The following is a 12,497-nucleotide window of genomic DNA, read 5'->3' as shown; positions in this document are numbered from 1 at the left end:
CTAAGGGACAACGGAACATGAAACTTCTCAACACACTTGCCCCGGCTGCCGCGCTGATCGCGCTGCCGACGCTGGGCCTGGCGCAGGATGACGGCCCGGCCCCGGGCGTGAACGCGTCGACCGACACCGTCTTCATCTTCAACTCGCTGCTCTTCCTCATCGGTGGCTTCCTCGTGATGTGGATGGCCGCGGGCTTCGCGATGCTCGAGGCCGGCCTCGTGCGCTCGAAGAACGTCGCGATGCAGTGCATGAAGAACGTCGTGCTGTTCTCGCTTGCCGCGATCTTCTATTACCTGATCGGCTACAACCTGATGTATCCGCTCGGCACCTGGGCGACCGAAGGCGTCATCTCCGGTGTGTGGGGCCCGGCCGTCCTCGAGGCCGTTGGCGTGACCGCCGATGCAGCCGACGATTACGGCTACGCCTCCACCGGTTCGGACTTCTTCTTCCAGCTGATGTTCTGTGCAACCACCGCTTCGATCGTGTCCGGCACGCTGGCCGAGCGCATCAAGCTGTGGCCCTTCCTGATCTTCACCATCGTCCTCACCGCCATCATCTACCCGCTGCAGGCGTCGTGGAAATGGGGCGGCGGCTTCCTGGACGCGGCTGGCTTCCTCGATTTCGCCGGCTCGACCGTCGTGCACTCCGTCGGTGGCTGGGCGGCCCTGACCGGCGCGCTGATCCTCGGTCCGCGTATCGGCAAGTTCCGCAACGGCACCGTGGTTCCGATCCCGGGCTCGAACCTGACCCTCGCCACGCTCGGCACGTTCATCCTGTGGCTCGGCTGGTTCGGCTTCAACGGCGCATCGCAGCTGGCCATGGGCACCGTGGGTGACGTCGCCGACGTGTCGCGCATCTTCGCCAACACCAACACCGCAGCTGCGGGTGGTGCGGTCGCAGCGCTCATCATGACCCAGATCATGTACAAGAAGCCCGACCTCACCATGGTGCTGAACGGCGCGCTGGCCGGCCTCGTGTCGATCACCGCGGAACCGCTGACCCCGACGCTCGGCGCGGCCACCATCATCGGTGCCATCGGCGGCATCATCGTGGTCTTCACCGTGCCGATGCTCGACAAGATCAAGATCGACGACGTCGTCGGTGCGATCCCGGTCCACCTGATCTGCGGCATCTGGGGCACCATCGCCGTGGTCTTCACCAACGGTGATGCGACCTTCGCCACGCAGCTCTACGGAATCGTCGTGGTCGGTATCTTCACCATCGTCGCCTCGGCGGTCGTCTGGTTCATCCTGAAGCTGGTCATGGGCATCCGCGTCAGCGAAGAGGAGGAAGTGGCCGGTCTCGACATGGGCGAGCTGGGCATGGAGGCCTACCCCGAATTCTCCAAAGGCTGATCTCCTCCTTCCTATCAGCCTTTCGTGACCAACTGCCCGGGCGTTCGCGCCCGGGTTTTTTTATGCGATCAGGTTCAATTTTCTGCGCCTCGCCAGTTTCGATATTCAAACAAAACAATGCGTTGCGGAATTTTTTCTCGGTAAGCGGGAACTTTCCGAAAGGCGCTCACCTTAGTTTTTCAAGAGGTGGGTTAAATTCATTGCGATTGCCAGGACCTCTTTGAACGAAATGATTTTGAGGGGGAGGTCTTCATGGCCACCACAACTTACGACGCGCGCGGCGCCGCCGCGACCGGCGACGAGGTGCGCACTCGTCCCGGGTGGGGCGTCCGCCTGCTTGGCTGGGTCTGCGTTCTTTTCGGGCTGGTCATCTGCGGTGGGGGCATCTGGCTCATCGCACTTGGCGGCAGCTGGTATTACGGGCTTGCCGGCGCGGGACTGATCGCCACCGGCATCCTGCTGAACCACGGGTCGATGACCGCCGTCTGGCTCTATCTTGTCGTCTGGGTCGGAACGCTGGTCTGGGCCTGGTGGGAGGTCGGCGCCGACTGGTGGGACCAGGTTCCGCGCATGGTCGCCCCGACGGTGATCCTCGTGCTGATCCTGATCTGCATCCCGAACCTGCGCCGCGTCCAGCGACACGCCGCCACCTGATACCCCTGACAGTCTGGCCCGACCGTCGGGCCGAGGAGACCTCATGAAACAGATTCAGACACGTGGCATTTCCGTGCTGGCCTTGAGCGCGGCGCTTGCCGTCTCGCCGCTCGCGCCCGCATTCGCCCAGGATACCGGCGGCAGCGATGCGCCGGCGGCCGAAGCACCCGATACCGGTGGCGCCGTGGACCCCGACGGTGTGACCGCCTCGCCGGAAGAACCGGTTATTTCGCCGGACGATTCCGAGTCCGAGGCTGCCGGCGACGCGCAGGAAGCTGCCACCGCTAGCGAGACGGAAGACGACGCTCCCGAGACGGCCAGCGAAGACCAGTCCTCCGACACCTCCGACCAGGCACAGAGCGATCCGGCCGCGTCGACGGACGGCAGCACGGAGGCCGAGGAGCGGGCTTCCGAGGAGGCCGCGCCGCAGGACGACACCGCCGAGGCCGAGCCCGACGCCGAGGAGGCGCAGCAGGAGGACCAGTTCGCGGCCGCACCCTATCCGGCCGCCGAGCCGCCGGAATCCGGCGCCGACTGGCCGTTCTGGGGCGGTAACGAGGACGCCTCGCGCTACTCGCCGCTGGACCAGATCACCCCCGAGAACGTCGCGAACCTCGAACGCGCCTGGGTCTTCGAGACCGGAGACCTGCCCAGCGGCGATTCCGAGGGCACCTATTCGCCCGAGAACACGCCGCTCAAGGTCGGGGATGACCTGCTGATGTGCTCGGCGATGAACATCCTCATCTCGGTCGACGCGAAGACCGGTGAGCAAAACTGGCGCTACGATCCCGAGGTGCCCGCCGAGGCCATCCCCTACGGTGCAAGCTGCCGCGGCGTCGCGATCTGGACCGACCCGGCCAAGGCCGATGACGAGGCCTGCAAGACGCGGGTGATCGAAGGCACGCTGGATGCGCGACTGATCGCGGTCGACACCGAGACCGGTGAACCCTGCGAGGATTTCGGAGAGGGCGGCAACGTCGATCTCTGGGAAGGTATCGGCGAAAAGGTCCCCGGCTGGTATGCCGTGACCGCGCCGCCGGCGATCGTGCGCGGCGTCGTCGTCACCGGCGCGCAGGTCAAGGACGGCCAGGCCGAGGACGCCCCGTCCGGCGTGATCCGCGGCTACGACGCCCGCTCGGGCGAAATGGTCTGGGCCTGGGATCTCGCGGCGCCCGAAGAGATGCGCGACGGCCCGCCCGAGGGCGAGACCTACACCCGCGGCACGCCCAACATGTGGACCACCGCCACGGCGGATGAAGAACTCGGGTACGTCTACCTGCCGCTCGGCAACTCCTCGGTCGACTACTACGGCTCCAACCGCTCCGAGGCCGAGAACGAGTTCGCCACCTCGCTGGTCGCCCTCGACGCCACCACGGGCGAGGAGGCCTGGCACTTCCAGACCGTCCGCAACGACGTCTGGGATTACGACCTCGGCAGCCAGGCGACGCTGCTCGACTACCAGGGAACGCCGGCGATCCTGCTCGCATCGAAGCAGGGCGACGTCTACATTCTCGACCGCGAGACCGGCGAGCCGCTGACCCCCGTGGGCGAGCTGACCGATCTCCCGCAGGGCGACATCGAGCCGGACTACATCGCCGACAGCCAGCCGATCTCCGAGTTCTTCGATATCCGCAAGCCTGAGCTCACCGAGCGGGACATGTGGGGCTTCACCCCGATCGACCAGCTGTGGTGCCGCATCCGGTTCCGGATGGCGAACTACGATGGGTACCTCACGCCCCCGTCCACCGATTGGTACATCCAGTATCCCGGCTACAACGGCGGCAACGACTGGGGCTCGGTGGCCGTGGATCCTCAGCGCAACCTGATGATCATGAACTACAACGATGTGCCCAACTACAACCGGCTGGTCCCGCGCGAGGAGACCGAGGGCTGGCAGGCCATCTACGAGGAAGGCAGCGGCGGCGGCGGCGCCGAGGGTGCCGGCGACCCCCAGCTGGGCTCGCCCTACGGCATCCAGGTGAACGCGGGCTGGCAGTCCGAGCTGACCGGCATGCCCTGCACCTCGCCGCAGTATGGCGGCATCACCGCCGTCGATCTCGAGACCGGTGAACAGGTGTGGGACACCCCGATCGGCACCGCCCGCCGGAACGGTCCCTTCGGCATCCCGTCGATGCTGCCCATCAAGATCGGCACGCCGAACAATGGCGGCCCGGTCATCACCGCGGGCGGCCTGATCTTCATCGGCGCGGCGACCGACAACCTGATCCGCGCGATCGACATGGAAACCGGCGAGACCCTCTGGTCCGACGCGCTCGGACAGGGCGGCCAGGCCAACCCGATCACCTACGAGGTGGACGGCGAGCAATATGTCGTCATCGGCCCGGGCGGGCACCACTTCATGCGCACCCCGGTCGGCGACAAGATGATCGCCTACAAGCTGCCGTCCGGCAACTGACCGGCGCTCCAGCTCGGAACGACGGGAAGGGGAGGGCACCACGCCTTCCCCTTCTTCTCTTTGAAAATACCGCGGGGGAGCCGAAGGCGGGGGCAGAGCCCCCATGCGCCCATGCGGCCTGGTGCGACAGCACGGGCGGAGCGTCTCCGATCAAGGCAAAGAAGGGCAGGCTTCAGCCCCGGGTGCGCACCCGCTCGTACCGCTGTCGCGCGATGTCCTCGTCGCGTTCGGCCTTGCGATCCGCCGACAGCGCCGCCTCGACGTAATCGAGATGCGCTTCCACGGCGGCCCGGGCGCCGGCGGGATCGCGCGCCTGCAGCGCATCGTTCACCGCCCGGTGCTGGTCGAGCAGCGCCTCGCGCGTGGTGCGCTGCTTGAACATGACCGAGCGGTTGTAGAACACGCCCTCGCGCAGCAACTGGTACATCGACCGCATCATGTGCAGCATGATGACGTTGTGGCTGGCCTCGATGATGGCAAGGTGGAAGTCCGCGTCGAGCCGGGCCTCTTCCGCCGGATTGCGCTTGCCGTGGGCCGCCTCCATCTGCGCGAAGAGCGCATCGATGACCTTGAGGTCTGTCTCGGTGCCGTGGATCGCGGCCCGCTCGGCGGCAAGCCCCTCCATGTCGCGGCGGAAGTCGAGATAGTCGAAGACGGCCTCGTCGTGCCGCGAGAAGAGCTGCACCAGCGTGTCGGAAAAGGCGGAGCCGAGCGCCTCGGTCACGAAGATCCCGGCCCCCGCGCGCGAGGTCAGCAGCCCGCGCGCCTGCATGTCGGCCACCGCCTCGCGCAGCGACGGGCGCGACACGCCCAGCCGCTCGGAAAGCTCGCGCTCGGCCGGAAGCCGTTCGCCGGGGCGCAGGATGCCGCGCAGGATGAGCTCCTCGATCTGCCGCACGACGGCAGAGGCAAGCTTTTCGGACTGAACGGGGCGGAAGGGCATGGCGATGATCCGGTGGGAATTGGTCAGATCATATGACCGCAGATTGCGCGAGAGCAAGTAGCGTGGGCAATATTGCCCACGCTACCAGCGGTTCAGCGCGTCCTCGTCTTCGTCCTTCGCGGCAACCCAGCTGTCGGAGCCGCCGGCGCTTTCCTTCTTCCAGAAGGGGGCACGGGACTTCAGGTAGTCCATCAGGAACTCGGCCGCCTCGAAGGCGTCCTTGCGGTGTGGCGCGGCGGTGGCGACCATCATGATGCGCTCGCCCGCGTCCATCCGGCCGTAGCGGTGGATCACCAGGACCTCGCCAAGCGACCAGCGCGCCTGCGCGTCGCGGGCGATCTTGTCGAGCGCCTTCTCGGTCATGCCGGGATAGTGCTCGATCTCCATGCCCTGAAGGTCGCCCGCCACGTCGCGCACCACGCCGGTGAAGGTCACCACGGCCCCCATGTCGGTGCGGGCGGCGGCGAAGCGCTCGGCCTCGGCGCCGAAGTCGAAGGGCGCCTCCTGCACGACGACCCGGATGGACGAGGCGTCGCTCATGTCAGCCCCCGGTCATCGGCGGGAAGAAGGCCACCTCGCGTGCGCCGGCAAGCGGGGCGTCGAACTCGGTGAGCTCCTGGTCCACGGCCACCCGCAGCGCCGAGAGGTCCGAGAACGCCATGGCATAGCGTTCTTCGCGCGCGGAAAGCTCGGCCACGAGTTCGGACACCGTGGTGGCCGAGGTCTCGACCTTTTCCTTCGGCAGGCCGATGCGCTCGCGGACCCAGGCGAAATAGAGAACGTCGATCATGCTTCCTCCTTCAGGAGCGGAAGCGCCTTCACGAAGTAGTCCCAGCCGGTGATGAGCGTCAGCGTCGCTGCGATCCAGAGCAGGGTAAGGCCGATGTACCCGGCCCAGAGCATGCCCTGTTCCTTCCAGATCAGACCGTGTGTATCGGCGACATCGCCGTTCAGGATGGCGCTCACGTTCTGCGGGTCGAGACCCTCGATGCTGACGGCCAGGTAGTGCTCGAAGACGCCCTGTGCGAAGAGCACGGCGATGGCGACCATCTGGAAAGTGGTCTTCCATTTGGCGAGCTTGGTGACCTTGAGCGTGCCGGCGACGTCGCCGAGATACTCGCGCAGCCCCGAGACGAAGACCTCGCGGAAGAGGATCATCGTGGCAGGCAGCACCAGCCACGGCGACATCGAGGAATAGCCCACGATGACCATGAGCGCGATCACCACCATCGCCTTGTCGGCAATGGGGTCGAGCATCGCGCCCATCTTGGATTCCAGCGCCCAGTTGCGGGCGATGTAGCCGTCGAACCAGTCGGTGACCGCGGCGCCCACGAAGAGCACAAGGGCGAACCAGTCGGCAAGCGGACGGGAGAAATAGAGGAACATCACCGCCAAGCCGGGAGCGGCGAGCAGGCGAAGGGCGGTGAGTGTATTCGGAAAGGTCCAGCGCATGAGGGTTAGTTAGCGCTCTTTGGGGGGCGAGGAAAGGGAGCGCGCGCGTCTCATCCGGTTCGACGCGCGAGACGGTCGAGAAACAGCGCCCGTGCGGGGGGCAGGGGGCGGTCGCGGAGGCCGTTGGCGATGCGGGTCTCGAGGAAGTGACCGGTGGTCCGCAGGCCGCCGAGGATTTCGCTGTCGGGGGCCGGACCCCGGCCCAGCAGCACCGGCGGCAGCGGCAGCAGCCGCGCCGCCCAGTCGCCCGCGCCCACCGCCGAGACCGCCCGGCCGGTGCGCGGCGAGACGAAATCGAGCGGCTCGTTGATGCCGGTCACCGCGCAGGCAGAGAGGTCGAGCCCGAAGCCCATGGCATCGAGCAGCGCCATCTCCCAGTTCAGGTAGGCGAGCGGCCAGACGTCGGCCTCCCCCATCAGGTCGAGAAGCTGCTCGGTCCGGGTGTAGAGCGCGGCGTGGGTCTCGCGCTCGGGCAGGCAGAACGACAGCAGCGAGACTACCGCGTTGAGCCCCGCGAGCGTCAGCCGGTCGGACATGGCGGTCGCGGCGCGCGAGCGCTGCGGCTCGACCGTCCATGCGCCCATGTGGTCCTCGAGCCGTGCCCGCCACGCCACGTCGAGCTGCGCGCCGGGTTGCAGCGAGGGCGCGATCTTCCGCGAGGCGCCGCCGCGCAGCACGCCCATGTGCCGCCCGTGCCCGGGGGTGAAGATCTCGAGGATGGCCGAGGTTTCGCCATGCCTGCGGGATGAGAGGAGTATGCCGGTGTCGCGCCAGTCCATGCGGCGACTATCGGACGGCTTGCCGGCCGCGGCAAGTTGCGACACGATCACGGACATGACAGCCCGCACGCGCCTCTTCGCCGCTCTCGTCGCGCTTCTGACCCTGGCGGCACTGGGGCTGCAGTTCGTCGTGACGGCGCAGGAGAATCCCACCTACACGCCGCCCGAGACGCTGTGGCGGCTGGCGCGCTACTTCACGATCCTGACCAATGCACTCGTCGCCGGCACCTTCCTGTGGATGGCGGTGCGGGGGCGCATGGCCGGGCCTGCATGGCTTGGCGGGCTGACGCTCTGGATTGCCATCGTCGGCGTGGTCTACCACCTGTTGCTCGCCAAACCGCTCGCCGGGCTCGACGCCATCGCGGATTTCGGGCTGCATACGCTGACCCCGGTGCTGGTGGTGCTGTTCTGGCTGCTCGCGGCACCGAAGCACGGCCTGCGCTTCCGCACCGCGCTGGCGTGGATGCTCTGGCCGCTGGCCTATGTCGGCTACGCGCTGCTGCGCGGCCAACTCGAGGGGATCTACCCGTATTTCTTCGTCGATCCGACCGAGATCGGCTGGATCGGCGTGGCGCGCTGGTCGGGGATCCTCTGCGTCGGGTTCGTGACCGCAGGCAGCATGCAGGTCGGCGTGGCGCGGCTGTTGCGATAGGCGAGGGCGGTCACGGCCAGAGGGAGCTTCCGGGCGGGCAGGTGCCTCAGTCGCGCAGCCCGTCCTCGTCGAGCAGATGGCGACCGTCCCGGTCCTCGACCTCGATCACCCAGAGGTCCGGGTCGAAGCCGCGCTGCTTGGCGATGGAGGCGTCGACTTCGGGTTCGGCACCCGAGGCGAGCTCGGTCCATTTCCGTTCGCCCGACATCAGGTCGAAGCCCCGTGTGAAAGCCTGCGCACGCCCGTCGAGCGTGGCGAGCTTCACCAGCACCGCGCCTGCGGTGTCGTCGCCATGTGCGACGACGTAGGCGGGAATGTTCGCGAAGGAGAGCCGCGCAAGGTAGGCATCGACCCAGAACCGCGTGGTGAGCCGGGCCATGGGCTCAGTTGCCGTCCTTGAAGTCGAGCCCCATCTCGGAATAGCGCTCGGCCTCTTCGAGCCAGTTCTCGCGCACCTTCACCTGCAGGAAGAGATGCACCTTGCGGCCGAGGAATTCCTCGATCTCGGCGCGGGCCGCCTGGCTCACCGCCTTGATCGTCTCGCCGCCCTTGCCGAGCACGATGCCCTTGTGACCGTCGCGGGTGACGTAGATCATCTGGTCGATGCGGGCCGAGCCGTCCTTGCGCTCTTCCCAGTTCTCGGTCTCGACCGTGAGCTGGTAGGGCAGTTCCTGATGCAGTCGCAGGGTCAGCTTCTCGCGCGTCATCTCGGCGGCGATCATCCGCATCGGCAGGTCGGCGATCTGGTCCTCGGGGTAAAGCCAGGGGCTTTCGGGCAGCTCGGCGGCCAGCCACTTGCGCAGGTCCTCGACACCATGGCCCTTCTCGGCAGAGATCATGAAGGTGTCGGCAAAGGCATAGCGCTCGTTCAGCTCGCGGGTGAGCGCCAGCAGTCTCGGCGCCTCGACCCGGTCGATCTTGTTGATCGCAAGCGCGACCTTCTTGCCCTTGGGCAGCTCCTGCAGACCCTCGAGAATCGCCTCGACGCCCTCGGTGATGCCGCGATGGGCCTCGACCAGCAGCACCGTCACGTCGGCATCGGCGGCCCCGCTCCATGCCGCGGCGACCATTGCCCGGTCGAGCCGGCGACGCGGCTTGAACAGGCCCGGCGTGTCGACGAAGACAAGCTGGCTGTCGCCCTCTGTGGCGACGCCGCGAATGCGGGCACGGGTGGTCTGCACCTTGTGGGTGACGATCGACACCTTCGCGCCCACCATGCGGTTGGTGAGGGTGGATTTGCCCGCGTTGGGCTCTCCGATGAGGGCGACGAATCCGGCGCGTGTGGTCATGGGGCGGTCCGCTGTTGAATGATCCGACAGCACATAGCGGTTTTTTGAACGAAGGGCCATAGAATGCGCGCGCCGTTGCGTGGACAACTTGGGCCTGCGCGGTGACGCTTCCGTGACACCCTGCTTGCAAACCGAACAGCCGGACGGACAATGCGACCTGCCCTCTCCATCGCCCTTGCTTTCGCTCCGGTCTGGCTGGCCGGCCCGTCGCTCGCGGAAACGCTCTACGTGCCGACCCTCGAGGTATTCCAGACCGACGGCGGCCTCCTGAGGGTGCCGATCGAAGGAGCGGAGAACGGGTTGCCGCTTGCCGCCTGCGAGGAGCGCGTGGCGCGCTGGACCGAGGAGAACGCCGAAAAGGTCGAGGCGGCGGTGGCCGATCTGCAGGCGAAGGGGCAGAGCGGCGCCGTCACCGCCGTCTGCGCGCTCAGGTAGCGGTTGCGCGGCGGTTGCTGCGCAGCAGGGTGAAAATGCCGGTGGCGACGATCAGCGCGCCACCGAGCAGGGTCCAGAGGTCTGGCCGCTCGCCGAAGAACACGAAGGCGAAGAGCAGGGCCACCAGGAGACGCGAATAGCGGAAGGGCGCCACGACCGAGACCTCGCCCGTGCGCATGGCGCGGGTGAGCGCCGTATAGGCCGAGACGCCCACCACTCCGGTCAGCAGCAGCCGGCCAAGCTCGCCCGCGAGCGGCAGGCGCGGCGGCGCGGGGTCGAAGGGCAGGAGCAGCAGGCCCGCCACGATGATCACCGCGAAGCCGAGAACGCCAAGCTGGTTCGTCGATACCGCGGGCGGGCTCGCACGGGTGAAGAGGTCGCGCATGGCGAACCCGATCATGCCCGCCACTGCCAGCAGCGCGTCGGGGCGGAACGCCTCGGGGGTCGGTCGCAGGATCATCAGCACGCCGGCGAAGCCCACGGCCATCGCGATCCAGCGCGCCGGCCCCACGCGCTCCTTCAGCAGTAGCGCCGCGCCGGCGGTGACCACCAGCGGCGCGGCCTGCAGGATCGAGGATGTGACCGACAGCGGCGTGTAGGCCAGCGACAGGGCGAAGAACAGCCGTCCGATGATCTCGAACATCGTGCGCAACATCAGCGAGGGCTGCAGGATCGCCGGATGCAGCACCGGCTCGCCCGCCCGCAGCGTCAGGAGGATGTAGATGGTGGTGCCGGTCAGGCCGAAGATCAGCGTCGCCTCGCCCGGCGGCAGGCCGGGTGCGACGGATTTGAAGAGCGCGTCCTCCACCGCGAAGAGCGTCATGGCGACGACCATGAACAGCGCTCCCAGCGCGTTGGCCGAGACCCGGGGCGCGCTGTCAGTCACCGCTGATCTTGTCGAGCAGCGCCGCCGCCGCCTGCTGCTCGGCCTTGCGTTTCGACCCCGCGGTCGCCTCGGCGGTCGCGCCGTTGTCGAGCCGGGCCTCGATGGTGAAGACCGGCGCGTGATCGGGGCCGGTGCGGGCGGTCTCGACGTATGCGGGGGGCGCCATGCCACGCGCCTGCGCCCATTCCTGAAGCGACGTCTTGGGGTCGCGGGCGTCGTCGTCGACCCGCGCGATGCGCTCGCCCCAGAGCCGCAGGATCATCTCTTTCGCCGCGTCGAAGCCGGCATCGAGGTAGACCGCGGCGATCACCGCTTCCATCGCGTCCCCGAGCAGCGCCAGCTTGCGGCGTCCGCCCGACATCATCTCGGAGCGGCCGAGCTTGAGCGCGGCGCCGACATCGACCTGGCGGGCGACCTCGGCGCAGGTCTCCTTGCGCACCAGCGCATTGTAGCGCGGCGCAAGCTGCCCCTCGCGGGCCTTGCGGTCCTCGGCAAGCAGGGCCTCGGACATGACGAGCCCCAGCACCCGGTCGCCGAGGAACTCGAGCCGCTGGTTGTCCTCGCGGCCCGGCGCCGACATCGACGAATGGGTCAGCGCCTGGCGCAGCAACTCGGGGCGGGTGAAGCGGTGCCCAAGGCGCGCCTCGAGCGCGGATATCTCTGCGGAGCGTCTCATCACTGCAGCTTGTGGAAGAAGCGGTCCGCGCGCCAGGTCCAGAAGTACAGCATCGAGCGGCCGGCCGAGGAGAAGATCACCCAGTTGGCCTTGCCGATGAAGTTCTCGTAGGGGACGAAACCGACGCCGCCCGCGGCATTCGGCACGCGGCTGTCGGACGAGTTGTCGCGGTTGTCGCCCATCATGAAGTAGTTGCCCTCGGGCACGGTGTAGACGCGGGTGTTGTCCGAGCCCTGCATCGCGATGTTGAGGATGTCGTGCACCTTGCCGTTGGGCAGCGTCTCGGACCAGCGCGATTTCTCGCAGGTGCCGCCGGTGCCCACCGGGCCGTTCTCGCAGCGCGGGCGCAGCTGCTGCGGGCCCTGCGGCTCGGCGGTCTCGGTGAAGGTGCCGTTGCGCTCAACCTCGACCGGCTCGTCGTTGATGTAGAGCAGACCGTTCGTCACCTGGATGCGGTCGCCGGGCAGGCCGATGACGCGCTTGATGTAGTCGGTGCCATGCACCGGGTGGCGGAAGACCGCGATGTCGCCGCGCTCGGGCTCGGAGCCGAAGAGCCGCTCGTTGTCGCCGCCGAGCCAGCCGCAGATGTCCTCGGCGTCGATGTCGATGCCGATCTGGGGCAGGCGGATCGAGGGGCAGGAGGCGTAGGAATAGCCGTAGCTCATCTTGTTGACGAACAGGAAGTCGCCGATCAGCAGCGTGTCCTTCATCGAGCCGGACGGGATCCAGAAGGGCTGGAAGAACAGCGTCCGGAAGACCCCCGCGATGAGCAGCGCGTAGACCACCGTCTTGACGGTTTCCATGATGCCGCCCGATTTTTCCTCTTTCGCCATGAACCCTGCCTTTGTGCCACCGTATCGCCCGGGCTTCATGGGCGCGAGACCCCTTGCTGTCAAGGCGATGGCCTGTCGCGCAGCCGCCCGCTTGCCGGGATCGTGAAACACCGGGACCTCGCGATTT

The 12,497-nt window shown here is 67.4% G+C and carries 15 protein-coding genes; 5 read left to right on the top strand and 10 right to left on the bottom strand.

The window, feature by feature from the left end; translation table 11 throughout:
- Nucleotides 1-17: 17 nt before the first annotated feature.
- The 3 genes from D6860_RS05700 to D6860_RS05690 all read left to right on the top strand — a co-directional run bounded on the left by D6860_RS05700 (nt 18) and on the right by D6860_RS05690 (nt 4,425).
- A complete protein-coding gene (locus D6860_RS05700) occupies nt 18-1,355 on the top strand; it encodes an ammonium transporter (protein ID WP_017467242.1) in 1,338 nt (445 codons plus the stop codon).
- A 252-nt stretch (nt 1,356-1,607) separates the two neighbouring features.
- Complete coding sequence (locus tag D6860_RS05695) at nt 1,608-2,009, top strand: hypothetical protein (protein ID WP_017467243.1); 402 nt, start codon at nt 1,608-1,610, stop codon at nt 2,007-2,009.
- A 43-nt stretch (nt 2,010-2,052) separates the two neighbouring features.
- Complete coding sequence (locus D6860_RS05690) at nt 2,053-4,425, top strand: pyrroloquinoline quinone-dependent dehydrogenase (RefSeq protein ID WP_076622526.1); 2,373 nt, start codon at nt 2,053-2,055, stop codon at nt 4,423-4,425.
- Nucleotides 4,426-4,597: 172 nt separating this feature from the next.
- On the opposite strand, the gene D6860_RS05685 is transcribed toward D6860_RS05690, so the two are convergent.
- The 5 genes from D6860_RS05685 to recO form a co-directional block, all read right to left on the bottom strand.
- Nucleotides 4,598-5,368 (bottom strand): FadR/GntR family transcriptional regulator, encoded by a 771-nt coding sequence (locus D6860_RS05685; RefSeq protein ID WP_076622525.1) that lies wholly within the window; start codon nt 5,366-5,368, stop codon nt 4,598-4,600.
- Nucleotides 5,369-5,449: 81 nt separating this feature from the next.
- Entirely contained in the window at nt 5,450-5,908 is a 459-nt protein-coding gene (locus tag D6860_RS05680) for a molybdenum cofactor biosynthesis protein MoaE (RefSeq protein WP_076622524.1), read from the bottom strand.
- A gap of 1 nt (nt 5,909) precedes the next feature.
- Entirely contained in the window at nt 5,910-6,158 is a 249-nt protein-coding gene (gene moaD, locus D6860_RS05675; protein ID WP_017470082.1) for a molybdopterin converting factor subunit 1, read from the bottom strand.
- A complete protein-coding gene (gene pgsA / locus D6860_RS05670; RefSeq protein ID WP_076622523.1) occupies nt 6,155-6,820 on the bottom strand; it encodes a CDP-diacylglycerol--glycerol-3-phosphate 3-phosphatidyltransferase in 666 nt (221 codons plus the stop codon). The genes moaD and pgsA overlap by 4 nt, the downstream gene beginning before the upstream one ends.
- 50 nt (nt 6,821-6,870) lie before the next feature.
- On the bottom strand, nt 6,871-7,599 hold the full coding sequence (recO, locus tag D6860_RS05665) for a DNA repair protein RecO (protein WP_076625257.1): 729 nt from the start codon (nt 7,597-7,599) through the stop codon (nt 6,871-6,873).
- 55 nt (nt 7,600-7,654) lie between these two features.
- On the opposite strand from recO, the gene D6860_RS05660 reads away from it, so the two are divergent.
- Nucleotides 7,655-8,251 (top strand): Pr6Pr family membrane protein, encoded by a 597-nt coding sequence (locus tag D6860_RS05660; RefSeq protein ID WP_017468713.1) that lies wholly within the window; start codon nt 7,655-7,657, stop codon nt 8,249-8,251.
- Nucleotides 8,252-8,297: 46 nt separating this feature from the next.
- Here D6860_RS05660 and D6860_RS05655 read toward each other — a convergent pair whose 3' ends face one another.
- Both D6860_RS05655 and era read right to left on the bottom strand, forming a co-directional pair.
- Nucleotides 8,298-8,630: a DUF1491 family protein gene (locus D6860_RS05655; RefSeq protein WP_017468714.1), complete on the bottom strand. Its 333-nt coding sequence runs from the start codon at nt 8,628-8,630 to the stop codon at nt 8,298-8,300.
- 4 nt (nt 8,631-8,634) lie between these two features.
- Nucleotides 8,635-9,540 (bottom strand): GTPase Era, encoded by a 906-nt coding sequence (gene era, locus D6860_RS05650; RefSeq protein ID WP_076622522.1) that lies wholly within the window; start codon nt 9,538-9,540, stop codon nt 8,635-8,637.
- Nucleotides 9,541-9,690: 150 nt separating this feature from the next.
- Here era and D6860_RS05645 point away from each other — a divergent pair, with 150 nt between their 5' ends.
- Complete coding sequence (locus D6860_RS05645; RefSeq protein WP_076622521.1) at nt 9,691-9,975, top strand: hypothetical protein; 285 nt, start codon at nt 9,691-9,693, stop codon at nt 9,973-9,975.
- Here D6860_RS05645 and D6860_RS05640 read toward each other — a convergent pair.
- The 3 genes from D6860_RS05640 to lepB are packed head-to-tail and all read right to left on the bottom strand — an operon-like array spanning nt 9,968 to nt 12,370.
- Entirely contained in the window at nt 9,968-10,861 is an 894-nt protein-coding gene (locus D6860_RS05640) for a DMT family transporter (protein WP_017468755.1), read from the bottom strand. The genes D6860_RS05645 and D6860_RS05640 overlap by 8 nt on opposite strands.
- The gene (gene rnc, locus D6860_RS05635; RefSeq protein WP_076622520.1) at nt 10,854-11,537 is read right to left on the bottom strand and encodes a ribonuclease III; all 684 of its coding nucleotides are present in this window, start codon (nt 11,535-11,537) and stop codon (nt 10,854-10,856) included. Before rnc ends, D6860_RS05640 begins: the two co-directional genes overlap by 8 nt.
- Nucleotides 11,537-12,370, bottom strand: a complete 834-nt coding sequence (gene lepB / locus D6860_RS05630) for a signal peptidase I (RefSeq protein WP_076622519.1) — start codon at nt 12,368-12,370, stop codon at nt 11,537-11,539. Before lepB ends, rnc begins: the two co-directional genes overlap by 1 nt.
- Between the last annotated feature and the right edge of the window lie 127 nt (nt 12,371-12,497).

The sequence above is a fragment of the Salipiger sp. D13 genome (assembly GCF_003703915.1).
Classification (GTDB): Bacteria; Pseudomonadota; Alphaproteobacteria; order Rhodobacterales; family Rhodobacteraceae; genus Salipiger; species Salipiger profundus.
The sequence above is the reverse complement of the archived record's forward strand: the minus strand, read 5'-3'. Positions and strand labels throughout refer to the sequence as shown.

Coding starts and splice junctions, on each gene's coding strand:
- D6860_RS05700 (WP_017467242.1), top strand. CDS start 18: ATGAAACTTCTCAACACACTTGCCCCGGCTGCCGCGCTGATCGCGCTG.
- D6860_RS05695 (WP_017467243.1), top strand. CDS start 1,608: ATGGCCACCACAACTTACGACGCGCGCGGCGCCGCCGCGACCGGCGAC.
- D6860_RS05690 (WP_076622526.1), top strand. CDS start 2,053: ATGAAACAGATTCAGACACGTGGCATTTCCGTGCTGGCCTTGAGCGCG.
- D6860_RS05685 (WP_076622525.1), bottom strand. CDS start 5,368: ATGCCCTTCCGCCCCGTTCAGTCCGAAAAGCTTGCCTCTGCCGTCGTG.
- D6860_RS05680 (WP_076622524.1), bottom strand. CDS start 5,908: ATGAGCGACGCCTCGTCCATCCGGGTCGTCGTGCAGGAGGCGCCCTTC.
- moaD (WP_017470082.1), bottom strand. CDS start 6,158: ATGATCGACGTTCTCTATTTCGCCTGGGTCCGCGAGCGCATCGGCCTG.
- pgsA (WP_076622523.1), bottom strand. CDS start 6,820: ATGCGCTGGACCTTTCCGAATACACTCACCGCCCTTCGCCTGCTCGCC.
- recO (WP_076625257.1), bottom strand. CDS start 7,599: ATGGACTGGCGCGACACCGGCATACTCCTCTCATCCCGCAGGCATGGC.
- D6860_RS05660 (WP_017468713.1), top strand. CDS start 7,655: ATGACAGCCCGCACGCGCCTCTTCGCCGCTCTCGTCGCGCTTCTGACC.
- D6860_RS05655 (WP_017468714.1), bottom strand. CDS start 8,630: ATGGCCCGGCTCACCACGCGGTTCTGGGTCGATGCCTACCTTGCGCGG.
- era (WP_076622522.1), bottom strand. CDS start 9,540: ATGACCACACGCGCCGGATTCGTCGCCCTCATCGGAGAGCCCAACGCG.
- D6860_RS05645 (WP_076622521.1), top strand. CDS start 9,691: ATGCGACCTGCCCTCTCCATCGCCCTTGCTTTCGCTCCGGTCTGGCTG.
- rnc (WP_076622520.1), bottom strand. CDS start 11,537: ATGAGACGCTCCGCAGAGATATCCGCGCTCGAGGCGCGCCTTGGGCAC.
- lepB (WP_076622519.1), bottom strand. CDS start 12,370: ATGGCGAAAGAGGAAAAATCGGGCGGCATCATGGAAACCGTCAAGACG.